The following is a 24,151-nucleotide window of genomic DNA, read 5'->3' on the forward strand; positions in this document are numbered from 1 at the left end:
GGGTCAGCCAACTCATGGAATGGGTGGATTGTTCCAGCGTTGCACGGTCACGATCATGTGGCCTTCGCCGGTCAGGGATTTCCCTGCGTCGTCGACGGCGGCGATCACCTTGAGGTTGCCGGCATTGTTGGTGGACATCTTGCGCGCCGGGTTCGGCCCGGCATCGCCCGGGGTGAATACGCCTGCATCGGCCTGCATGGTGCCGGCAAACTTGACGTCTTCGTCTTCCTTGGCGCGGTCGTCGAAGGCCTCGACCTTCCATTGCGCCGGGAACACGCCGATGCGGTACGGCTTGCCGTCTGCGCCCTTGCCCCAGGCTTCCGCGTCGAAACGGCCCTGGACCTTCGGCGTCGAACCACCGCCTTCGCCGATCCGCGCCACCGAGAACTCAGGCACCACTTTGACTGCATCGATCTTGCTGTACACCGACAGGCTCGGGCCTTTCAGGGTACCGACGGTGACTGCACGCAGCCCCGGTTGCGCGTTGGCGGCAGCCTTGAGCTTGACCCGCATGCGTTCCGGGGTTTGCTCCAGCACTTCGACCACTTCCACGCCTTTGCCGAAGTCAGGTTTGCCGCTCAAGCCGCTGCCGACCAGGGTGACTTCGCTTTCACTGCCGGCCTTCACATAGCCCGGCTGCACGGCCAGCAAACGGTTGGAACCCTGTTTGGCTGCGACGAAGTCCAAACCACGTTCATCGTGCTCGGCCTCGAACATCCGGCCCTGCATCGCATTGCCTTGCGCGGCGAACACCTGGCGCATGGTCACGCCATCGATGGTCACGTTGCCGCGCCATTCGTAGCCGGTGTAGAGAATTGCACTGCCGTCGCCATTGAACGGACTGCCATCGGCGTATTGGCCTTTGACGCTGACCTTGAAGGTGTCGCTGCCATCGGCACTCACGGTCATGACACCGGCCAGCTCACCCTTGCCCGGCAAGTGGCCGCTGAAGCTCCAGTCGCCCACCAGCGCATCGGCTTTGGGCGCCGCGCTCTGCCATTTTTTCCACGCGGGGTTGTCCAGCGGATAACGCTTGGCCAGCAGCGGCACCATGTCCTTGCGGGCGATGTCGAACCAGTCGCGGTCGCGGGCCAGCGCCTGGTACTCCAGGGACGGCCACTGACCGAGGTGGAAATTCACCAGGCGTTCCCACTCCTGCGCCGGACGCCGTTGCAGGGCGACCCGCGCCCCGGAGTGGCAGCGGCCGCACATCTGGCTGGTCTGGTCGTCGAAGTGCTCGACGGTATTGAGCCGCCGCTCCAGCGCATAACGCACGCCATCGGTTTCGCTCGGCGCCAGGCCCTGGCTGTCGGCCAGGTATTTGACCAGCGTGCGACGGTCGTCATCGCTGATCTGCAAACCGTGCATGGTCTGCATGCGGGCGATGCTCATCAACCAGCCTTCCGGCGTTTTGCGCTGGTGGCTGATGCGGCTCAGGCCGTTATCGGCTTCGGGGGTGTGACAGCCCTGACAGGTTTCCTTGAGGATGGTCTGGGCGTCGCGGGCTGCCAGGCTATGAGGCGAATGCAGCGCTACACAAGCGGCTACGGCCAGCAGGCTGGCGCTCATGCCTGATCGGAGTTTTCTCTTCATCAACGTCGAACCTCGCACGGTGCGTTCTTATTGTTGTGGCTTATCGTTTTTATGGTTTCTGCCGCCGGCTTTGATCCGCTGACGGAGGCAAGAGAAACGTCTGCAATGTGCAATACACGGAGCGTGCCAGCTTATGAATACCTCAATGAATCAATGATTTGCCGATAAAGGCCGGTGTTTTGCCAATCGTGTCGTCGGCGTTCCACGTTTAATTTCGCGACAACTGTTTCAGCCTGAGACAAGCATAGCTTTCTGTAGGAGCGAGCCTGCTCGCGATGGTCGTTAACGATAGCCCGTGCTTGCCGGCTAAACGCATTGCTCTTTAGTCCATCGCGAGCAGGCTCGCTCCTACAAAAAGCATTACGTTCCTGATGTGCATTTTGTTCGGGACGTCTCACGTCGTCGCAATTTGCGACGTTTATCGATCTCACGGTGACCCGGAAAATATCTGTCACCCCACTAGATCGGGCCTTCGGGCCGAAAAAACACAACTGGCACAGCCATTGCGAAAGCCCGGTTCTCACGAACAACAAGAGGCCTCGCCAATGTCGCTCCCAAACGTGCTTCCCGCCACTTCGGCATTCATCCAGCGCGCCCCGCGCATGCTCATCGGTGGCGACTGGGTCGAGGCCGCCGACGGCCAGACCATGTCCCTGCACAACCCGGCCACCGGTGAGATGCTATGCGTGGTGCCACGGGCAACGCCGGAGGATGTCGACCGCGCGGTGCTCGCCGCCCGTCAAGCGTTCGACGACTCGGCCTGGACCCGCACCCGTCCTCGGGAGCGGCAGAACCTGTTATGGAAACTCGCCGACCTGATGCAGCGCGACGCCGAATTGCTGGCGCAACTGGAATGCCTGAACAATGGCAAAAGCGCGGCCGTGGCCCAGGTGATGGACGTGCAACTGGCCATCGACTTCCTGCGCTACATGGCCGGTTGGGCGACCAAGATCGAAGGCTCTACGGTTGACGTGTCGGCACCGTTGATGCCCAACGACCAGTTCCACAGCTTTATTCGACGCGAAGCGGTGGGCGTGGTCGGCGCCATCGTTGCCTGGAACTTCCCGCTGCTGCTGGCCTGCTGGAAACTCGGTCCGGCCCTAGCCACCGGTTGTACCGTGGTGCTCAAACCCGCCGACGAAACCCCGCTGACCGCGCTGAAACTCGCTGAGCTGGTGCTGGAAGCCGGGTATCCCGAAGGCGTGTTCAACGTGGTCACCGGCACCGGCATCACTGCTGGCTCGGCCCTGACCCACAACCCATTGGTCGACAAACTGACCTTCACCGGTTCCACCGCCGTGGGCAAGCAGATCGGCAAGATCGCCATGGATTCCATGACCCGGGTGACCCTGGAGCTGGGCGGCAAATCACCGACCATCGTGATGGCCGACGCCGACCTGAAAACCGCCGCGGCCGGGGCTGCCAGCGCGATTTTCTTCAATCAGGGCCAAGTCTGCTGCGCAGGCTCCAGGCTGTATGTACAGCGCAAGCATTTCGACAACGTGGTGGCGGACATCAGCGATATCGCCAACGCCATGAAACTCGGCAACGGCCTGGACCCGAGTGTCGAGATGGGGCCATTGATCTCGGCGCGGCAGCAGGAGCGGGTTTATGGGTACATCGAAAAGGGCCGGGCAAGCGGCGCGACCATCGCCTGCGGTGGCGAGCAGTTCGGCCCGGGGTATTTCGTCAAGCCGACGGTGATCGTGGATGTCGATCAGAAGCACTCACTGGTGCAGGAAGAAATCTTCGGCCCGGTGCTGGTGGCTATCCCGTTCGATGACGAAGCCGATGCCTTGCGCATGGCCAATGACAGTCCCTACGGCCTGGGGGCGAGCATCTGGTCCAATGATCTGGCGGCGGTGCACCGGATGATTCCACGGATCAAGTCCGGTTCGGTGTGGGTCAACTGCCACAGCGCCCTGGACCCGGCGCTGCCGTTCGGCGGCTACAAGATGTCCGGGGTCGGGCGTGAGATGGGGTATGCGGCGATCGAGCATTACACCGAGCTGAAGTCGGTGTTGATCAAGTTGTGATTTGTAGCGTCCTTCAGACCGCCTTCGCGGGCAAGCCCGCTCCAACAGGAGTTGTGCGTTAAGCACAAATCACCTTCAGAAGCGGGCGGCAACTCCAGCCACTACGCTGCGGTTTCGCGGCCCTGTGGTTGACCCACCCCATCTTTTGCGCCGGCCCGAAGCGCGTGACGAAGCTTCAGGGCCGGCCGTTCGACGCAGTAGTACGAAACGCCGCTGAGCAGCAACGACAAGGCCAGCACTGTTGCAACAATGGCCCCATCGTAGGCAACCGACCAGACAGCGTGCAGGAAGTACATCACCACATAGTGATTCAGGAACACGCCGTAGCTGATATTGCCGAGGAACTCGTCAATCCGGTGAAACTTGAGCTTTGTCAGCAGGTACACGGCGGGCACGCCCAGCGCTATGCCGGCAGTCACTTCGGCATTGAACGGTCGGCGCTCTATCCATCCCGCCATGATGGCCGCAAACATCAGGGCCGCCGCCACGGCGGTGCCGGCAGCGATCGCCAAATCCTTCGGCTGCGCTTTGTACAGGTAGCTGCCGCACAAGAACATGAACAGCACGCCCGGCAATAGACGGTAGCCGTACAGGTCGGTGTTGATGAAACCCAGGCACGCGGCCATGAAGACGACGACGGACAGAGCAAACGCAACGCCCCGCGCCCTGTAGATGATCAGGAAAGGGATCACCAGGTAGAAGCACATCTCAAGCCCCAAAGACCAGGCCGGTGGCAAGATCCACGATCCCGCCGCTCCGAACATGTAGAAGCCGAGTGGCACAATAGTCAGGCTTGCGGCGATGTTGCGCAGCGTCAGCTCGGCGGCTTGAGGCGTGCCGGGCAGCAGGAAATAGATCACCGCACAGGAAACTGCGAAGTAGAACAGGAATTGAGGGTAGAGCCGCAGGGCGCGGTCCAGGTAGAACAGGCCAACTGTCTCCGGCGCCTTGTAGTTGCGCTCGATCAGCGAGGTCATCACGAAACCGCTGATGATCAGGAAGGAAATCACGGCAATCACGCCGGGGTTTAGCCCCATGAACGTCTTGCCCATATGAGAAACGGCCACCAGAGCGGCTAATAGCAGACGATAGGCTCCCACTTACACCCCAGAAATCATTGTCGTTATGGCGCGTAAATTACGATGCTTTGCGCAGGGAGAACAGGCTTTTCGCCGGATCCGGACGCTCTTCATTCAGGGTTTGAAACCCTGACCCAGCAACCAGCTGCGAACCATCCGCCCCTGCTCCACCGTCAAACCGGCCAACGCCTGCTCCGCCGGCTCGCTACGCAATCGCCGCAACAACGGCGCCAGTTCAACCCCATGCACATGCCAGATGCCCAACGGCTGATCCGCCGTTATGACCACCTCGGCCTCATCGACCAGCCCGTCACGCAACACCGGTGCGCGCTCGATCCTCAGGGCATTGAAATCCGCCTCGGCATGGGCCACCTCGGCGTCCGGCCATTTCCGTCGTGCCTGCCAGAACGGCTGATCTGGCCAGCGCTGCTCTTCGGCATAAAAATCCCGGCCAATCCGCGCAAAACGCAAAAACAACTGTTCCACCCGCTGCTGGTGGAAACACTGGGCCAGAGCCACCCGCTCAGGTTTGCACAGCAGCGTGTTGATCACCGCCGGCGCCTGCAACGCCGAAGACAAGGACTGAAAGATCCCATTGCCCGACAACGGGTCAACCGCCATTGCCGCATCACCGACCCGAATCCAGTTGTCGCCGCACACCTGCGGGCTGAGAATCGCCGTGCTGCTGCGGGCGTGCAGCTGCAAATCAAGCTCCGGTTCGCCGCCGAAAAACCCACGGGCCACTGCCGACTCCCCACGGCGTTGGCGACAGTAATCGAGCAACATAGCCTTACCCGGCAACCCGGCACTGGCCACGTCCACCGTCCATTGCCAATAACACTGGCCGTCGGCCCGCCGCGCCATCCAGACCCAACCGTCCGCAAGGCTTTCCACCGCGCTGGCGGTGCTGCCCGGCGTACCTTGCCAGCGATTGAGCAGGCTGACCGTCTCCGGTCCACGCAAGCCTTTACCGAGGGTCGGCGCCTGGCGTCCGCGGGCCTCTACCAGAAAGTCCGTTACCAGCGATTCGCGGCCGTCGATCTCGATTCGATGTCCGGTCGCGCAGGTCTGTACCGCCAGCACTCGACCTTCAATAAGTTCAACTCCAGCCAAGCGCAAATCCTCGCGCAAGCCGCGATCCAGGGTCGGGCGATCGAGCAGGTATTCAACGTTCTGCGCATGCTGCTGGCCGTTCCAGTTCACCTGTCGTTGGGAAGGCAACGCCGCTTGCGCCAACGCCTGATGCAGGCCCGCGCCACGTAACGCCTCCAGCACCCGCACGGACACGCCTTCCAGCGCAGCAAAGCGGCGCCACTCGCTGACCAGTGTCACGGCGTAACCCAGTCGCCGCAGCCCCAAGGCCACCGCCGCGCCCGCCGGCCCCGCCCCCAGAATCACAATCGCGGTCATGGCCCGAAACGCCGTTCGGGGCCGCGATAACGTGCGTTCTGTCGTAGAAACTCAATGATCTGCTCATTGTTGGCATCAGGCTGCCCGGCGAGGAATCCGGCGATGTGCCCACTCAATGCGGCACAACCGAGGCTCGCCCCGGATTGCCCCGGATAGGTGCCATGCACGCACGCGGCGAAATCCGCCTGGGCACTGTTGAGCCACGACCATTCCTGCTCGGCGCACCGCGCATCCCCGGTTATCCGCAACACCTGCGGATAGTTCGCCGGAAACACCCCGTCCCCCTGGGCCGGGCTCGACGCACACAGCAGCACGCCCCGCGCCACCGCCGCCGCGCAGGCCGCGCGCAACAGGCTGCGATCCTGACGCAAGCCGAGGCTCAAATTGATCAGTCGAACCTCCTGCGCCACCAGCCAGTCAATCGCCGTGGCGATCTGCAAGGCACTGGTGACACCGCGCTGGTCGAACACCTGTGCCACGCAAAACAGTGCCGAGGGCGCGCGCCGGCCGATTGCCTCGATCACCGCACTGCCATGCCCCAGCGGGTCTTCGCGCAAATCGCCCTCGGCCAGGCCGTCTTCAAGCAATGAAAAGCGTCGACCGGCGATCACTTGCACCCGTTGTGCTGCCGAGTGTCCGCTGTCCACCACACCAATGCGCAACTCAGGTTTCATGCAGCACCGTTTTCGAGGTCAGCACGCCGTCGAGCAATTCGAAACGCAGATCGGCATCGGCCAGGGTGGAAGGACGATGGCTGATCAGGATGCGCGTACGCCCGGCAAACAAGCGGTCGATGGCGTCGATGACTTCGCGCTCGGTGGCTTCGTCCACCGCGGAAGTGGCTTCATCGAGTACCAGAATCAAAGGGTCCTGCAACAATGCCCGGGCAATCGCGATGCGTTGCTTCTGCCCGCCGGACAACTGCTGACCCCGCTCGCCCAGCGGACTGTCGAGGCCTTCGGGCAACGACTCGATCAGGCTGTCGAGTTGCGCCAGTCGCGCCACTTCGGCAATCGCCTCACGGCTGGCGTCCGGCACCGCATAGGCCAGGTTGTCGGCGAGGCTGCCGCGAAACAGCACGATGTCCTGGCTGACCACGGCAATGCGCCGACGCAACTGGAACAGGTCCAGTTCGCGCACATCGACGTCGCCCAGCAGGACCCGGCCCGATTGCGGATCGTGATGCCGTTGCAGCAGGTCGATCAGGGTCGATTTACCCACGCCCGAGCCGCCGCTGAGGGCCACTTTCAAACCGTAGGGAATCCGCGCTTCGATGCCGCGCAGGGTCGATTGGCGACCGGGATGGGCGAAGTGCACGTTGTCGAACCAGAGGTCGCCGCCATTGGGCATCGGACGTGGCGTGGCGGGCGTCAGTACGGTTGGAAGTTCACCGCGCAACTCCATGACCCGGCCGAGGCTGACGGTCATCCGCTGAACGGCGACGTAGAGCCCGAGCAGGCTCTGTACCGGCCCCACGGCCATCCCCAGGTAGGTGGAAAATGCGATCAGCGCACCGAGCTGCCAGGTGCCCTGCACCACCCAGTACCCGCCGATCAAAAATGCGCAGGCCCGGGACAGCGAGGTCAGCGTGCCGGGCACGGCCTGGGTGAAAAACTCGGTGATTTGCAGGCGCAGCAACTGGCTCATGTAGCCTTGCCCCAGCGTCTCCAGGCGCCGTGCTTCGCGCTGTTGCTGGCCGGCGGACTGGATGAACTTCATCACCGGCAACGTCTCGACCATGAACGACGACATGTCCGCCGAACGCTCGCGCAACTGCCGCACATCGCGTTCGACCTTGCGCCGCATCCAGCGCAGCCAGAGGACATCGAGGGGAATCAGCACCAGGGCCAACAGCGAGAGCTTCCAGGACAGGGTCAGCAGCATCGCCACCGCGACCACCAGACCGATCACGCTAGACACCGCCGAGAACAGCGAGTCCACGGCAAAACGCTGGATTTCCGCGACGTCGCCATCGAGGCGCGACATCAGGTCGCCGATGCGCCGTTGGCCGTAGAAACCCGGCGACAGGGTTTGCAAATGCCGATACAGGTCATCGCGCAGGGCAAACAGCATGCGCCCGGACAGGCGCGTGTGCAGGTAGCGATTGATGCCCGAAAGCGCTGTCCCCAACAACCCGGCAACGATCATCAGCCCGGCAATCAACACCAGCATCGGGAAGTTGCGCGCCAACAGGCCATCGTCGATCAGCAGTTTGGTCAGCCACGGCTGCACCAGCACCAGCGCTGAGGCGCAAACCGACAGGCCCAGCAGCCCGGCAATGGCCAGGCGATGGGGTCGCACAAAGCTGTACAGCCAGCGCAGCGACGCTTGCAGGGCCTCGGGGTTCTGGCTGTCGATCAGCCGAACGATCAAGCGCTGCATCACGWACGCAACTGTTTGAGCTTGCGATACAGGGTCGCGCGGCTGATGCCCAAGGCGTCGGCGGCGGCCGAGACGTTGCCCTGATGTGTGTCCAGGGACTGACGGATCAGCTCCAGTTCATTTTCACGGATGCTGCCGGTCTGGGGCCGTTCGCTGGCGGTCAACTCGTCGAGCATGCTGTCGGGCAAGTGGTCGAGGGTCAGCACGGTTTCACCCGGCTCGCGCATAGCCAGCGCGGTACGCAGGACCATCTCCAGCTGGCGGATGTTGCCGGGCCAGTGATAGCCGCTGAGCAAGCGATTCAGATCGTCGTGCAGGAGCACGGTGGGTGCGCCCAGTGTCGTCAGCATGCGACTGACCAGCGCGGCGAAATCTTCGCGTTCGCGCAGGGCCGGGAGCATCACGCTGATGCCATTGACCCGGTAGAACAAGTCCTCGCGGAAGTGTTTTTCTTCCACCAGACGCTTGAGGTCACGGTGGGTAGCGCAGATCAGTGCGACGTCGATATCCTGCTCTTCGCCAGCACCCAGGGGCGCGACCTTGCGATCCTGCAACACACGCAACAGCCGAGCCTGCAAGGCCAATGGCATGTCGCCGATTTCATCGAGGAACAAGGTGCCGCCGTGGGCCTGTTGCAGGCGCCCGACCATGCCGCCCCGGCGCGACCCGGTGAACGCGCCTTCGCGATAGCCGAACAGTTCGGACTCGATCAGGCCCTCGGGAATGGCCGCGCAGTTCACCGCCACGAAGGGTTTGTCGCAGCGCGCTCCGGCCATGTGCAGGGCGCGGGCGATAACCTCTTTACCGGTGCCGGTTTCGCCCAATAACAACACCGGCAGTTCATTGGCCAGGCCTTGACGGGCCATGCGCAAGGCACGAGCGTAACGCGTATTGCTGCCGGCCAGCGCTTCCAGATCCGGTTGTGCCTTGGCCTGTTTCGCGACGTTGCGCGGCGAGCTGCTGACGTTGATCGAGCGTTGCGGCGCGCGCAGGGTTTTGTAGAAGAATTCACCCTTGGCAGTTTGCAGGCTGCCGGTACCACCCTGATGCAGACGCGCCAACAACTGCAGGCCGTCGACTCCGAGAAACTCCTCGCAGCGCCGCCCGACCAGGGCCGAGCGCTCGGCGTGGAGCAACTGACAGGCCTGGGCGCTGACCGCCAGGATCTGCCCGCCGAGGCTCACGGCCAGCAGGCCTTGCCAAGGGGATTCCAGGTATTGCCTGCGGCTGTGGAACGCCAAGACGATTTCGTCCGGATAGCTGGCATTGAACACCCGGCTTTCGATCTGGCTGACCGCCATGGCCAGCAACGCGGTGCTGTCGTGGGCGCGGCCGAGCGGGCCTTCGCGGGTCAGGTCGAGGACGCCAAGAATGTCGCCTTGGGGGCAATGGATCGGCACCGAGGTGCAGGAAAAATCACTGAGGCGATCCAGATAATGTTCGCCGCAATCGATCAGGGTCGGCCGGGCTTCCACCAGTGCCGTGCCGAGGGCGTTGGTGCCGCGTACGGCTTCACTCCAGCAGGCGCCGAGGGTGATGTCCTGCAGGCCACTGCCCTTGAGACGGTCGGCGCGGCCTTCGACGGCGAGGATGGTGGCGTCGGAGTTGGCCAGGATGATCAGCCCTTCCTTGCCCTGACGCTCGGCCAGGTAATCGATCGCCGGCAACGCAGCGTCGATCAGCAAGCGATTGCTGGCCAGCAACACGTCGAGGCTGGCACTCGACTCCAGCGCCAGCTCATGCTTGGCATTGAAATGCACGCCATGACTCAGGCTGCGCCGCCACGAGGCATCGATTTCCGCCCGCAGGACGCCATCCGGCACTTCGCCTTCCAGGTGCAGCTTTTCCCGGGCCAGCCGGGCTTCGCGATGCAGTTTGGGGGAATTTGTTTTTATTAGCGTCATCAAGCGCTCCGGGTCATCCGCCCTGCGCCTTCATACGTCGGCGCCCTGCCGCAATCTTTACGTTAACGTCAGGGCTATGGCAAGTGCCGTAGGGCGCTTACAGACCGCGTTATCGTTCATCGCGAGCAAGCTCGCTCCCACAGGGGGCATGGATGATCACATGCCTGTGTTTCAACCCGGTCAACTGTGGGAGCGGCGGTGCGGCGATCCGACTTGCTCGCGAAAGCGGTGTGTCAAACCACATTGGCGTCGATTGACACTCCCTCTTCGCGGGCAAGCCTCACGCAAGTGGAAAAGCTCTCATTTGCGAGACGACCGAGAAGGCGCTTACGCGCACCCTCGTCATCGCCTCTGCGAAGTACTCACCGAGCTCTACGATGTACCGTTGAACGACCTCAAGGCGTTGGGCATGGAGTGCCCAACGCGCTGTTTGACTCGGTTCTCTCGGTGCTCGTCGTATACCACATGTACCCACTGACCATAAATTGGCTCGGTGACTTGGCAGCTTTTCGCCTTTGGTACACCGAGAGCTCCATTTGGTCCGACTTCGGTGGTGACATGAGGCTCGCAAAAATGAACCCTGTAAAAAATGGAGTCGTATCGATCAGTACCGATAGGTTGCCTGCACTGAAATGCCATTCGCACTGTTTTCGTAGTTGGCACTGTATTCAGGTTGAAGGCCGGAGTTGTTCGACTGCTTTACTGAGGCTTTGGAATCCCAGAGATAACCATAAGCAAAGTCTATCGTCAGATCGGAATTCGGCGAATAAGCGCCCCCCAGGGTCACGGCTTGGCGATTCCCGACCGGAACGCGCACGCTGCGATCGGCATTCCTGATGGGCGACGGATCATAGGCGTAGCCTGCGCGCAGCAGCCATTGCTGGTTCAATTGCAAGGATGCGCCAACTGCGGTGGACCACGTGTCGTGCCAGTTCATTTCTTCGGTCACACTTCCCAGACCAGCCGCCTGACCCAAGGGGGAAAGACCGCTGTTGACTGCCTCGACCTTCTTGATCCGGCTCCAACGTTTCCAGGTGGTCCCCAGGTATCCCGTCCAGCGACTATTGAAATGATGGGTGATAGACGTGTCCACGGATTCGGGCATAGTAAGGTCTATCTTGTTGTCATAGTTTCCGTCCAGCGGGATAACGCTCGGGGAGCCGGAAACCTCAGTATGCCCTTTGAGTTCATAGCTCACCTTCGAGTGATAGTTAATCCCCCAACGGGTCGCATCACTCAAATCAAACAAGACGCCGACGTTGTAGCCAAGTGCCGTGTCATCGCCTTTGATGGTAACCAGTGTGTCCTGGCCGTTGTTCAGGGCGCCGGTGGCCAGGTAATTCTGAAGCTTTGCATTGAAACGGTTCAGGGTCGGTCCGCCACCAATGGACACGTAATCATTGATCCGCCAGGCAATGGTGGGCTGCAGGGTTATTTCCCTGGTCGTGCTATAGGAACCATGGTAACGGCCCTGAAAACCGCTCTCGTAATCATTGATCAGACCACTCGGAGCATAAAGGCCCAGACCTATCGAAAAACGATCGTCAAGCGGCGTCGACATATAGGCGAAAGGCACAACCCCCAAAGGTACCGAGTCCCCTTTATTCGTTCCCGGGGCACTGCTCTGCGCATCACTGATGTCATCGCTCACCGAGACGACCGCGGCTCCGCCGGAAATTTCGGTACGCTTCAACTTGGTCAAACCTGCAGGATTGCCAAAGATAGTGCTGGCATCCAGCGCGGAAGACGACCTTCCCGCATAAGCAGTACCCGCACTACTTGCACTTTGCTCGTTCAAGGCAATGCCATTGGCGCTTGCGCTTGTTGAAACGCTGAGTATTGCCGCGGCACCTGTGAACTTAATCCAGGAAGACACTTCTCGCACAGCTGAGAGACACGGGGTTGCACGGTTGCTCAGTTTCATTTCCCACCTCGTATTGTTTTTATTGATTGGTGCGCAGGCAAGGCTTCGCCTTCCGGTGCACTTGGCAGTGCCGGTTGGAGTTGATCGAAGTTGTGAAAGAGGCCCTGGCTGACTACTACCAGGGCCGAGGTGCCGAACTTACGAAGTCAGGATCATTTGAGCCACTCCACCTGAAAGCTATAGCGACCTAGAAGGAGGGCCAGGGACTCTTGATTTCTCCCAGCCCGGATGCAGGCGACTAACCCACGTTGTTCGTGCTGAATCACCTCTACCGCAATGTCCTTCAGACACATGCGTTCCACTTCCTGCCGAACTGCTCGGGCCACCTCGCGCTGCTGCAAAGCGGGCTTGAAGATCTTGCCAACCGCAGTCAATGGCAGTGCGTCGAGGATTTCGATCCGCTTGGGAATGGCCGCCCGCTCACTGATGTGGTGCTGAGCAAACTGCTCAAGTTCTTCAACATTGCAGACGTGGCCTGGTCGCAGTTGTACGTAGGCGACCGGCACTTCACCCGAATAGGCGTCCGGGCTGCCGATGGCGGCCGCCAACGCCACCGCTGGGTGGGCCTGCAAAGCCTCCTCGATTTGTTTGGGATCGATATTGTGGCCGCCGCGGATGATCAGTTCCTTTTTGCGCCCGGTCAGCCAGAAATAGCCATTTTCATCCTGGCGCCCCAGATCGCCCGTATTCAGCCAACGCTGACCATTGATTACGATCCACAGGCCCCGGTTATGGCTTTCCTCAACGTAACCCTCGAACAGGTTCGGACCCGTGATGGTGATCAGGCCAACTTCGTCGATTTTGGCATCTCGCAGATATTCTCCCGAGTCATCGAGCATGACTGCGCGCATGTCCTGGTAGGCAATCCGTATACCGATGGAACCGATGTAGCGCTCGCCATGGGGTGGATTGACCGAGGAGACGCATGCGCCTTCCGTGAGTCCATAGCCTTCGAGGATCTTTACCCCGGTCCGGCCTTCGAATTCCCGGAAAAGCTCGACCGGCATCGGCGCGGCACCACACATGGCATAACGAAGGCTGGACAGGTCGCGGCCTTCCAGCTCATTTTGCAAAAGTGCGGAATAGACAGTAGGAACACCCGAGAGGAAGTTGATGCCGAAGTGCTCAACCATCTCCCAGAAGCGCGGGATCACACCCTCACCACGATAACCCTGCGGCGTGCCGAGGATGACATGATCACCCTGGCTCCAAGGCATCAGGCCTGTCACCAGCTGTGCATTTACGTGGAACAGCGGCAACCCACAGAAAATGACCTGGCCACTCCCATGTGGCTGCATGTGCGTGTCCATGGCCCACGCGTTGAAGACCTCCGCCCCATGCGTACGCATCGCAATCTTGGGCAGCCCGGTGGTACCGCCGGTGCAGAAGTAAGAGGAACGATCCTCAGGGCGGAACAGCCGCGCACTCTTCAGGTGCGTGCCTGGCTGAGCGTCCATCAACGTTCGTAATTCGTGAATCGTGGCCCCCCTGTGCAACTCACGTTCTTTCTGTGCCAGGGATTCAAGGGATTCACGCTGAGCGACATCAACGTAGGGTCCCATGCCAACCCAAACGACGTGTTTGATCTCGGGAAGTTGATCGAGCTGAGAGGCCAGCTTGGGCCACAGGTCGCTACCCGGAGTCGGCGCGAGCGTTACCACCACGCTGGCCTTGGCGGCCCGTAGCAGGGCAGCCATCTGTTTGGCTTCCTGGAGCGGATTGATCGCCATGACGACACCGGCCGCTTCACCCCCCCAGATGGTGAAGTGGGTTTCCGGCAGGTTGGGCAGGATGAAGGCCAGCACTTCACCCGGGGTAATGCCCAGGTCATGGAAGGCATTCGCCGCGCGAGTGATATCTTCGACGAGTTCGGCATAGCTCCAGTGGTGGGTGTTCCTGAAGCAGCTGGCGTCGGCGAAGAAGCTCAATGCGGGCGCGTTGGGGCTGAGCCTGGCTGTCCGTGTCAGTGCTTCATAGGTGCTGGAAGCCAGGCTACGCTCTGCCAACGGGACCTGCTCGATACGTTCAATGTCGTTCAGTGATCGCACCATCATCGTCAGGCTTCCTCTACGACTCGGTTGCGTTGCACACCCAGATCAATCACGCCATCCGCGCTGCTAATGCGCGCTTCGACGATGTCTCCTGGCTTGAGGTACTGAGACCGCCCTTCCTGCGCCTTGAGGAAAAGCTTCCACTTGGTGGCTTCTGGCATCAGGGCCGCAATGCGCTGTTTGGCGGGTGAAGGTACGGTCAGCGCGCATCCTGCAGGAGTACCGGTGGCAATCAGATCGCCAACGGCGAGATCTTGCACGGCGGAGAGTTCGGTAAGGGTCTCAGCGGGACCGTAAACCAGGTTGGCCGTACTGTCGCTCTGTCGCACCTGGTCGTTGACCGTCAGGCGTAGCTGCAAAGCTTTCAGGTAATGCATGTCCTTGGCATCCAGAAGGCAGAGGTAAGGACCGACCGGACCAAATGTGCGGAAACTCTTGCCCTTGTAGAACTGCATCTGGGGAATCTGAATGTCGCGGGCCGAGTAGTCATTGACAATGACGACGCCCGCGATGAACTCATGCAGATTGGCGTCAGTGACAGACACGGAACCGGTGATCGCGCGCTTCATCACAAGCCCCAGTTCAATCTCGTAGTCGAGGAAGCGCACGGTGCGCGGCTTGATCAGGTCGCTGTCAGCCGCCACCAGGCAACTCGTCGCCTTGGTGAAGATCATGTTGAATTTCTTCGCATCCGGATCCATGCCCGACTCAATCATGTGCTGACGGTAATTGGCGCCCTGGCAGACGAACTGCTGGTTGCGGGTCACCGGCGACAGCAGTTTTACTACGCTCTCATCCAACTCCGAACCTTTCAGCTGAGCGAGGTCGTCAATACTGTTCTGGCGGATGAAATCACCGGTGGTTTCAAAAACACCGGGGATGACCGTGATACGGCCCTGGCGAAGCACGCCCCAGTGGATACCGTTCTCGAATTCAAAGCGGACTACATGTACAGCAGACATTGAAGGTACTCCTGGAGCGGCGTTTGTCCCGCGTTCGGTGGCGTGGGAACTGTGGTGTTGTTCTGAAGGGGGGCTGGCAACGCTGTAGACCAGCAAGCCGCCGGCGATCAAGGCACCGGCTTTGAGCACATCCCGCCGGCCATACCGGGTTGAGTTACCCGCCATGGCGGCAGCTCTACCCGAACATCCGCATGAGTGTTATCAACTTGCGAATGGTCAAGTCCGGGCTGCGTCGCAGGTTGCGGATCAGCGCACGCACATTGCTGAAGCTCATCCTGGGTTTGGTAAAACTCTTGGGCATACGCTGCCCCCACTGCGCCATTGCCTCGGGACTCACGGGATGAATGCCTGTAGGCCGGGTGGCCGTGAAAATATCCCCGTCGCAGTAATGCTCGTGCTTATCACCCCATGGGTCTTGCCAGTAATCGAAGATCTGACTGCCCAGAATGTGTCGGCCGATTCCCCATGAATGCTCCCAACCGCGCTCGCGCAGGACGCGCTGCCCCATTCCCACCGCGTCTGCATCGACGACTTCATAGGCGCTATGGCTATAGGTCGCCATGAACCCTTGCGCAATCGCGAGCGTATGGTGAGCCGAGGGAATGTCACCGAGATCAAGGCGCATGAAAGTGACGATAGGCGTGCCGTCGGGGAGTACTTGCACATCGCTGGGAATAAACCCGAAATGCTGTGTATACCAGGCACAGGTTGCCTGATAGTCGGCCACTTCGATGACGATGTGGCCAAGTCTGAGTACTTCAGGGGGAGCAATCGGCGGGCGCTGCGTGGCGTTGATTCGCGGTTGCTCATGCGCCAGATTCCAGTGCAGAGGAGCTCTATGTGCCAGAGACTTGCCTGGAATCTGGTCGCAAACGGCTTCCACAATGAAGCCGGACGGATCAGTCAGCCTGACGTAATGCCCTTTGCCAGGATGTTCCGACTTCTCTACCGATGACGCACCCGGGATTCGAGTGAGCTTTTCCAGATCCTCCAGAGACTGGACTGCGAGTCCGAACCCGATAAAACATGCATGGTCGGCCCGATGGACACGGTAACAATATGAAGTGGCGTCGGTGGCCCGTAGATAGAGCGTATCGGCGTCCTGCCGACTTACCGTCAGGCCGAAGTCGGTCAGGAAGCGCGCTGCCTCATTCAAGTCCGGCCTTTGAAAGATCAGGTGAGTCAGATCCTGGGCCTTCACCGTCGGCTGCGGGTGCCGGGCGGGATGTTGTGTTGCCAACCGGTGCAATTCGTTTTTGTTGTTCATTGTTCTTGTTTTCCGGGTTTTTAGGGCAAAGCTGTCCCGAACCCCTGAAAAATCAGGGGTGTTTTGTAGTTGAGTCAGTCAGGTACTCAGTCGAGAGACGGAAGTGCCGGCAACTCTTTGGTCGCCAGCGCACGAGCCTCCTCTGGCGACACGCCCAATGCCCGCAGTACCAGTTCGGCGGTGTCAGAGCCCGATTCGCGCCACGTTCTGTGACCTTCCAGTACCAGGAAAATCGAGCCCAGGACGCTGCTCGATATCAGCGTCAGTACTGAGAGCAATTGCTCCTGCGCAAACGTGTAGCGACCAGTGGAAAGCCCGCCCAGAAGATCCGTAGTCGCTTGGCTGCTAAACATTTCGCGCAACGAAGAATTGCTCATGGCGAATTTATGTATGAATGCGCCCCACTGGGAGTCCTCATGCGCTCGACGAATGAAGAATCGAATGCCATTGGCAAGGCGCTGAGCCGGATCGGAGAGGGAGTTGAAGCTCTTGTTGACGCGCTCATGCATCTCCCTCGCAAGATGGCTAGCGACTGCCTCGAACAGGCTTTCCATGCTGTCGATGTTGCTATAGACCGTTCCGCGCGCCACTCCTGCCTCTTGTGCAAGGTCGAGAATGTTCACTTGCGAGGTGCCTCTTTCAGCGAACAGGCGAAAGGCGGCTTGATGAATGCGGCGCTGCGTTGGATTTAGGGATTCCACGGTTCTCTCTCCAGGATTACCTTGTGAGCTGATTGAACACCTGTGTTCAGCTGACGTCAACAAAGTTTTTCCGGCCAGGTACGTCAACCTCAATAAAAACCGTTCTATACCCGAAAAATGGAATGGTTGGTTGATGTAACAAGATCAGTGGAGGGCTCTATTCATTGACACAGCTGAACACGCGTGTTCAGCTGTGTCGTGTTTGTGGCTCGCCTTCCCGGCAGGTCATCAAGCCGGCCCATCGATGCAAACCGGGACCTCAACAATTTGAGCAAGYACTGTTCAGACGGTGCTCAACGGTATGACCCTTAGCGATGGCTGGCCGACTTTTCATTAGCTGAAGGACAGAAAATGACCGGCTCAAAGCTCTTCAAACCGCTTCGATTGCCTAACGGCACGGTGATTCCAAACCGAATTGCCAAGGCTGCCATGGAGGAGAACCTTGCCAATGAGGATCACGCTCCTGGGGAAGCGCTGATCAAGCTCTATCGGCGCTGGGCGGAGGGTGGGGTCGGTCTGATCATCACTGGCAACGTCATGGTTGATCGCCACGCCTTGACCGGACCAGCTGGCGTGGTGTTTGAGGACGATCGGAACCTGAAGAATTTTCGGCTATGGGCCGATGCCTGCCGCAGTCGTGGAGCCCAGGCCTGGATGCAAATCAATCATCCCGGACGCCAGCTATTGGCATCAATGGGGCAGCCGGCAAGAGGCCCTTCCGCAGTTGCGGTCGATATACCCGGACTTTCAAAAGCTTTTGTGCCGCCCAGGGCTTTGGATGAGCAGGAGATCGAAGAACTGATTGGGCGCTATACCCAAGCGGCGGTGTTGGCAGAGCGTGCCGGATTCACCGGCGTGGAGATTCACGCAGCGCATGGCTACCTGTTCAGCCAATTCCTTTCGCCCTTGACCAACCAGCGTAGCGACTGTTGGGGAGGTAGCCTGGAAAACCGTGCGCAAATTCTCCTGCGCACCATCGATGCAATACGTCAGCGTGTGGCGCCGATCTTCTGTGTCGCTGTGAAGCTCAATTCCGCGGACTTTCAGCGCGGCGGATTCGATGCCGAGGATGCAGCTCGCGTGGTGGAAATGCTTAACGCCAAGGCGGTCGATCTGGTCGAGTTGTCAGGTGGCAGCTACGAAAGCCCGGCAATGCAGGGGCAGACCCGCGATGGCAGTCGATTGGCTCGAGAAGCCTATTTTCTCGAATTCGCGGAGAAGATAGGAGAGATCGCGCGCATGCCGCTGATGGTCACTGGTGGCGTGCGCAGAAAGGAAGTCGCGGAGCGAGTGGTGAGCGGCTCGGTGTCGATGGTCGGGCTTGCCACGGCGTTGGCAATCGAACCGACCCTGCCCAGCCAGTGGATGGCAGGCCAGGACACCGAAGTGGAGCCCATCGTAGTCCGCTGGAAGAACAAGGCGCTGGCGTCGCTTGCAGTGGCGTCGTTGATCAAGAAGCAACTTGGCTTGCTGAGCCAAGGGAAACGAACACGACCCGGGACGTCGCCACTCATGGCATTGATCAGCAATCAGCTGAAATCCCGACGCCAGGCGAAGCGTTATCGGCAATGGATTGATAACGCCTGTCAGATCAAGAAAGACATCTGATCAGGCGGGTAAGGGTTTTCCAGCGATCCTCCTGGCTCTGGCGGGTGTAACGCCCAGAGCCTGGAGAATCATTTCGGCGACCCGCAAATCGTGCCCCACCACTGCGCGGCCCTCGACAACTGAGCGCATTGCTCCGGTTGTGCACGACAAGACTAAATCCAGGGCGACCCCTTCGTCCTCATAAGCAAAAGTCCCCTCACGCAGCCCCTCACGCAGATCGCCAAGTACATGGGCAGCCAAACGCGAGCGCACTGCCTGGTCGAAATGGATGATGCGCAGCAGCGCATTCGCCCATTGGTGGTCGGTGGCGGCTCGACATACAAACATGCGCACGCCAATCGAAAGCCGCTGCGCTCCGCACTGCACGTCCGCGTTCAAGACGGAAATGGCGTCAGAGAACTCGGCGGCCATGGCAATGCCCACCGCTTCGAGTACTTCGTCGCGCGTTCGGAAATAGTTGTAGATGGTGCCGTTGGATACGGCCGCCTCGGCGGCGACTTCGAACAATGCGATCTCCCCCACCTCCTTGCGTGCGACAAGTCGCAATGCCGCGTCCACCAGACCGCGACGGGTGCGCTCACGCTTCTTGTGCCCCCTGGTGAGAGGTTCTGGCGCAGCAGCTTCTAAAGGATGAGTGGGGGAATGCATGATCAGGCTCGTAATTTAATCGGCTCGTTGATGGTAATCGAAACGTTGTCAGGCGTGGCGTCATCGCTCATCAACAGGCCCCGGCAGTCTCGAAGGAGTTTGCTGGCCTCTGTGCCGGGGGCGTGGTGCATGATGATACGGTCAGGACGAACGGCGACCAGTGTGCCTTTCGCAGCCAGCGGCAGGATGTCATGGTTCATGTCTTCGATGAAGTCACAACTGCCGCCGCAGCGTTGACCGCGGGGCCTGACTTCCAGGAAGTGGCCTCCCAGCTTTTCCCAGGAAACGATCTGATCAGTGGTGAGCAGTGACAACGGGTCAACACCGAATCCAACCAGGGTCAGGTTATCTCCCAGTGCATCGTCGCTCAGCTTGATCTGCTTTTGCAGGGTGCGAACCCAGGCCTGGGGAAACAGGCTGCCACGTACCAGCTTGTCACCCCGACGATGCTGCACGAACAGGCCGTGCTTGAAGGTGTTCTTCGGCTTGATATCCAGTTGCTCGAAGTACCTTCTGGTCGCTGGAGTCAACGCCAGCATACGCATCAGGCCGTGGATGAAGAAAGCCGCGATCCTGTTCTTGGGCATTACCAGACGGCCCATGAGTTTTGCCAGATTGATCATCGCCTGGGCATGCGGGCGGCGCTCTACATCATAGGTATCGAGTATCGCAGGCGCGGCATGGCCACGAAGAACCCAAGCCAGCTTCCAGGCAAGGTTGGCGCCGTCACGAAGGCCCGCCACGAGACCTTGCCCCACAAAAGGGGGGGTGATGTGTGCAGCGTCACCGACCAGGAAAGTACGTCCCTTGCTGAATCTATTGCAGCAACGCGCGTGGAATCGATACACCGCCTTGCGCTCGATTTCCAGTTCCTGCGGATTGATCCATGGCGCAATGAGCCGCGCGATGCTTTCCGGGCTTTCCAGCTCCTCCCGGGATTCGCCGGGTTGCAGCATGAATTCCCAGCGTTCCCTTCCGCCGGGGGCTGGCATGTGCGGTGTGGGCCGCCGCGGATCACAGATAAACTCAATATGATCAATGGCTGACTGATGCCGGTTCTTGGCATCGACAATCAGCCAATCCTCTGCATAGGTTTGTCCTTCGAACTCCTGGCCGATCAGCGCCCTGACCTTGGAGCTTGCACCGTCCGCACCGATCAGGTACTGGGCGCGAACGGAATGCGAGTGCCCATCCTGATCCCGTACAGTGGCGACCACGCACTCCGCTTCCTCGACCAGACTCTCCAGCTCGAAACCACCCAGGCTGGTCACTGATTTCAGTCGGGAAACCTGGCCACGCATCGCTCGTTCGAGGTCAGGTTGATAGAACGTCACAAGCTTGGGGTGGCCGTGGATACACCCTTCAGTATTGGCTCGACCGAATTGCCCGAGGACCGGAGAGTGCATCCTCACTTCAGGGATAACGATCTTCTCGAAAGCGTCCTCCGACAATCCGGCCAGTTGCAGGATGCGCAGGGCCTCGTTGTCCAGAGCAATGGCACGAGGCATCAGTACGATTTCATGGAGCTTGTCCAGTACCAGGGTCGTAACCCCGTAGCGGCCGAGCAGCGCCGCGATTGTCGCACCCACCGGACCGTTACCGACGACCAGTACATCGACGGCGGAGGGAGGCAATTCGGAAACTTTCTTGTTGTTGTTCATCTCGAGCCCTTGTTGTGATTGAAGTCGTGAGGCGCGCAGGTCTCATCGTCAGGCAGGGTCAAGGTAAGCAAAATTGAGATTAATTTCAATATTGATGTTTTTGTCATTAATTTTTGACCCGGAGACTTCAAGGACTTTCGTATAGAACCTGGAGCACGCGGCCAATGAGTTTTTTTATCATGTAAAGGAGCGCAAAATGAGCTGCCTGGCGTTCGAATGACGTGCCGCAGTCGGCTGGCGTGTAGCCATCTCGGGCACCATGGGTAAGGACTTTCTCGGGTACGATGAGCGCGCTTGCTGTCGACGGCAGGGGCCGGAGGAGGCGTTTTGAAACCATTCCCGCCAAGACCTGGTGCCTCAACTCTGAACATGTTCCTGCAAGGGGGCTTGCCACGCCGTGACGCTGTGCCGCAAACGCTAACGGAAAAAGCGGTCATCCCAGGCATTCCCAATGCTCGCTACTGGTTGGACCACGACCTGACTCTGTTCATTCAGGATGCAATTGAGGGCAACAAACGCGAGAGCGAGGCTCTCGCCAGGGCCGGGAAACCGAACAACATCCTGCCGCTGGCAAGTATGCTGGCAGTTTCGGGAGGCGGTGACGCAGGCACATTCGCAGCGGGACTCATTACGGGCTGGACCACGCATGGGACTCGCCCCATGTTCAAGGTCGTCACGGGCATTAGCGCCGGCGCCCTGGTCGCCCCGTTCGCTTACCTGGGATCCGGGTACGACGACGTCATTCGGTATATCGCCAACGCCATCGGTCCAAAAGACGTTTTTCATTCGCGAAACGTGCTGACCCGTCTTGCCAGCGACGGTATAGCGGACAGCAAGCCACTGTTGCGGCTCATTACAAAGTACGTCACTGCGCAGACTCTTGCGGCGATTGCGGCGGAATACGCCAAAGGACGAATCCTGCTGATCGGTACAACCGACCTTGATTCAGGGCGGCCAGTCACCTGGAACATGGGCACTATTGCCGCAAGCGATGCACCGGGAGCGCTCGACCTCTTTCGCAACATCATGATCGCGTCGATGAGTATTCCCGGCGCAGTCTCACCCGTCATGATCGATGTGGACGTTGACGGCAAACAGTTTCAGGAAATGCACGTGGACGGCGGGGTAATCACTCAGGTGTTCCTTTACCCTCCTGGCACCAAGATGGCGCTGAACAGAGCCACCGGAGCACCTTTGCGACTCGAGCGTCATTTCTATGTCATTCGTAATGGGACACTGGAGCCGCAGTGGTCCGGGACGAAACGCCGTACATTGAGCATCGGCGGTCGAGCCATCAGTGCATTGATTCAAACTCAGGGGATCAGCGACCTGGAGCGAATTTACCGTATGGCGCAGCAAGATGGAGCGGATTTCAATCTTGCGTACATTGGCTCCGACTTTTACTTTCCGCACAATCAGAAATTCGATGGCGAGTACATGAGGCGTTTATTCGATTACGCCTTTCAACTCAGCGCGAAGGGCTATCCGTGGCATAAATCGCCGCCCTCGGAAATCACCAAACTACGAAACACCCGCTGAACGATAGAGCCAATCTGTTGCATCTACCGGTTGAATCCACAGCCCATAGCTGCCAGTCAGCGATGGCTGAAATTGGCCGTTTTCTGCCTCCCCCGACGGACACACAGCCACTCAAAGCTGCCTGTCTGAAATCGTCATTGAGTGAACCAGGGACAGTCGCTTCCAGGTAGTCCTTTTTTCAACGTTCAAAGATGCCTACAACGCCGAGAGTGATTTACTTCTCCAATGTCGGCATGGCAGAGGTCGACACAGGATTCATGAGGCGCAAAAACTATCACGTTCTATTGGGAAGTTCGGGGCGGCTACGACCAGAGTGAAATGAGCAATCCCATCGTGGTCTGACAGACTTCAGGGGGGAACGATGGTTGCCACCCCCTAAAACCTGCTGCCACCCAGCCTTGTTATTGCTTAAGCTGCCAAGCTGTAGTGCTGGCAGCTGCCTTGAACTTCGCACGGTTTTCCGGTGTGGCCGGTGGTTCTGAATCGCCAAAAATGGCTTTGAGCCAGTGGCCATCGGTAGGGTTCGGAAAGATGATGAACTTGCGGCCAAACTGCTCCTTGTCTTCAGTCATAAGGCTATTACGTTGTTTAACGTCAGCGACGTAATACTTGCGCTTAAAGTCGTTGAGGTTATCACCCAGCATCACCACCACATCGTAATCCTTGGCGATCTCAGATTGGCGTGGTTCCTTGTTGGAGCTGTCGCGATAAACCGTCAGGTGTTTATCATCGGCAAATGGAAGATTGTTTTTCCGAAGATTCGCCAACGCGTATTCAAAGGTTTTTTCGCCTYGGTCACGGCTGGTCACGTAAAAAACCTCCACACCCTTCGATTGTGCATAGCTCAAGAAATCCACCGCGCCAGGCGTGGCAACCGGGCCATTGTCAGCCACCCATCTATCCCATGCTGCATCGTCGAAAAACTCTTTGTTGGCATTGATCATATAGCCCCAATAGCTGTTGCTACTGAGCACTGTATCGTCGACATCGCTGATGATAGCTAAGGGTCGGTCACCCGCTTTGTGAGCCTGGAGGGCTCGATCCAGTTGCATTCTTGCTACGTTGAACCCTTGATAATAAAGCGCTTCAAACTCGGCGGCTGTTTGCTTCCAGGCGACGGCTGCCGTTAAAAGATTTGAAGGCGGGTTGGCGACTTCCTCGGCAAAGGTGGGAGCACCGTGAAGCATCATTAGAGAGAGGAGCAAGGGGGAGAGCAGGTTTTTGTTTGTTTTTATTTTCATATTCGAGCCCTTGGAACGCGTATTGAACCACTTCGGAAAATGCTGCCAAGGTGTTCTATATCAGCCCGTGTTTGAGCTCAACGCCGGTGTCGCATTTCTAGATTAATCGGGCGTAATTCTTGTCATTATTCTGTAATAAATTCGC

At 59.3% G+C, this 24,151-nt stretch carries 17 protein-coding genes; 3 read left to right on the forward strand and 14 right to left on the reverse strand.

The window, feature by feature from the left end; genetic code table 11:
• Positions 1-12: 12 nt before the first annotated feature.
• Positions 13-1,593, reverse strand: coding sequence for a quinohemoprotein amine dehydrogenase subunit alpha (peaA, locus tag AB4Z35_RS12365; protein ID WP_442097278.1), 1,581 nt, complete (start codon positions 1,591-1,593; stop codon positions 13-15).
• Positions 1,594-2,138: 545 nt separating this feature from the next.
• Between peaA and AB4Z35_RS12370 the strand changes: the two genes are divergently transcribed.
• Complete coding sequence (locus AB4Z35_RS12370; protein WP_442097280.1) at positions 2,139-3,629, forward strand: aldehyde dehydrogenase family protein; 1,491 nt, start codon at positions 2,139-2,141, stop codon at positions 3,627-3,629.
• Between the two features lie 101 nt (positions 3,630-3,730).
• Here AB4Z35_RS12370 and AB4Z35_RS12375 read toward each other — a convergent pair whose 3' ends face one another.
• From AB4Z35_RS12375 to AB4Z35_RS12420, 10 genes are all read right to left on the reverse strand, one after another.
• Positions 3,731-4,729: an acyltransferase family protein gene (locus AB4Z35_RS12375; protein WP_442097282.1), complete on the reverse strand. Its 999-nt coding sequence runs from the start codon at positions 4,727-4,729 to the stop codon at positions 3,731-3,733.
• Between the two features lie 93 nt (positions 4,730-4,822).
• Positions 4,823-6,118: a flavin-dependent monooxygenase QhpG gene (gene qhpG, locus AB4Z35_RS12380; RefSeq protein ID WP_442097283.1), complete on the reverse strand. Its 1,296-nt coding sequence runs from the start codon at positions 6,116-6,118 to the stop codon at positions 4,823-4,825.
• Positions 6,115-6,792 carry a subtilisin-like serine protease QhpE gene (qhpE, locus tag AB4Z35_RS12385; protein ID WP_442097285.1) on the reverse strand — a complete coding sequence of 226 codons (678 nt, stop codon included), beginning with the start codon at positions 6,790-6,792 and terminating at the stop codon, positions 6,115-6,117. The genes qhpG and qhpE overlap by 4 nt, the downstream gene beginning before the upstream one ends.
• Complete coding sequence (locus tag AB4Z35_RS12390; RefSeq protein WP_442097287.1) at positions 6,782-8,500, reverse strand: ABC transporter ATP-binding protein; 1,719 nt, start codon at positions 8,498-8,500, stop codon at positions 6,782-6,784. Before AB4Z35_RS12390 ends, qhpE begins: the two co-directional genes overlap by 11 nt.
• Positions 8,500-10,404 carry a sigma-54-dependent Fis family transcriptional regulator gene (locus AB4Z35_RS12395; protein ID WP_442097289.1) on the reverse strand — a complete coding sequence of 635 codons (1,905 nt, stop codon included), beginning with the start codon at positions 10,402-10,404 and terminating at the stop codon, positions 8,500-8,502. Before AB4Z35_RS12395 ends, AB4Z35_RS12390 begins: the two co-directional genes overlap by 1 nt.
• 604 nt (positions 10,405-11,008) lie before the next feature.
• Entirely contained in the window at positions 11,009-12,328 is a 1,320-nt protein-coding gene (locus tag AB4Z35_RS12400) for an outer membrane protein transport protein (RefSeq protein WP_442097290.1), read from the reverse strand.
• Between the two features lie 152 nt (positions 12,329-12,480).
• Positions 12,481-14,382, reverse strand: coding sequence for an acyl-CoA synthetase (locus AB4Z35_RS12405; protein WP_442097291.1), 1,902 nt, complete (start codon positions 14,380-14,382; stop codon positions 12,481-12,483).
• A 2-nt stretch (positions 14,383-14,384) separates the two neighbouring features.
• Positions 14,385-15,341, reverse strand: a complete 957-nt coding sequence (locus AB4Z35_RS12410) for a fumarylacetoacetate hydrolase family protein (protein ID WP_442097360.1) — start codon at positions 15,339-15,341, stop codon at positions 14,385-14,387.
• Positions 15,342-15,516: 175 nt separating this feature from the next.
• Positions 15,517-16,608 carry a VOC family protein gene (locus AB4Z35_RS12415; protein WP_442097293.1) on the reverse strand — a complete coding sequence of 364 codons (1,092 nt, stop codon included), beginning with the start codon at positions 16,606-16,608 and terminating at the stop codon, positions 15,517-15,519.
• An 86-nt stretch (positions 16,609-16,694) separates the two neighbouring features.
• Positions 16,695-17,309, reverse strand: coding sequence for a TetR/AcrR family transcriptional regulator (locus tag AB4Z35_RS12420; protein ID WP_007984994.1), 615 nt, complete (start codon positions 17,307-17,309; stop codon positions 16,695-16,697).
• A 351-nt stretch (positions 17,310-17,660) separates the two neighbouring features.
• Between AB4Z35_RS12420 and AB4Z35_RS12425 the strand changes: the two genes are divergently transcribed.
• Complete coding sequence (locus tag AB4Z35_RS12425) at positions 17,661-18,917, forward strand: NADH:flavin oxidoreductase/NADH oxidase family protein (RefSeq protein ID WP_442097295.1); 1,257 nt, start codon at positions 17,661-17,663, stop codon at positions 18,915-18,917.
• Here AB4Z35_RS12425 and AB4Z35_RS12430 read toward each other — a convergent pair whose 3' ends face one another.
• Both AB4Z35_RS12430 and mhpA read right to left on the reverse strand, forming a co-directional pair.
• Positions 18,918-19,565 (reverse strand): TetR/AcrR family transcriptional regulator, encoded by a 648-nt coding sequence (locus AB4Z35_RS12430; protein ID WP_008002493.1) that lies wholly within the window; start codon positions 19,563-19,565, stop codon positions 18,918-18,920.
• A 2-nt stretch (positions 19,566-19,567) separates the two neighbouring features.
• Entirely contained in the window at positions 19,568-21,226 is a 1,659-nt protein-coding gene (gene mhpA, locus AB4Z35_RS12435; protein ID WP_442097297.1) for a bifunctional 3-(3-hydroxy-phenyl)propionate/3-hydroxycinnamic acid hydroxylase MhpA, read from the reverse strand.
• A gap of 327 nt (positions 21,227-21,553) precedes the next feature.
• Here mhpA and AB4Z35_RS12440 point away from each other — a divergent pair, with 327 nt between their 5' ends.
• The gene (locus AB4Z35_RS12440; RefSeq protein WP_442097298.1) at positions 21,554-22,765 is read left to right on the forward strand and encodes a patatin-like phospholipase family protein; all 1,212 of its coding nucleotides are present in this window, start codon (positions 21,554-21,556) and stop codon (positions 22,763-22,765) included.
• Between the two features lie 401 nt (positions 22,766-23,166).
• Here the strand turns inward: AB4Z35_RS12440 and AB4Z35_RS12445 are convergent, their stop codons facing one another.
• Positions 23,167-24,006 carry a 5'-nucleotidase, lipoprotein e(P4) family gene (locus AB4Z35_RS12445; RefSeq protein WP_442097299.1) on the reverse strand — a complete coding sequence of 280 codons (840 nt, stop codon included), beginning with the start codon at positions 24,004-24,006 and terminating at the stop codon, positions 23,167-23,169.
• Between the last annotated feature and the right edge of the window lie 145 nt (positions 24,007-24,151).

Origin of the sequence: Pseudomonas sp. KB_15 (genome assembly GCF_052114525.1) — a bacterium.
In the GTDB taxonomy this organism is placed as follows: Bacteria; Pseudomonadota; Gammaproteobacteria; order Pseudomonadales; family Pseudomonadaceae; genus Aquipseudomonas.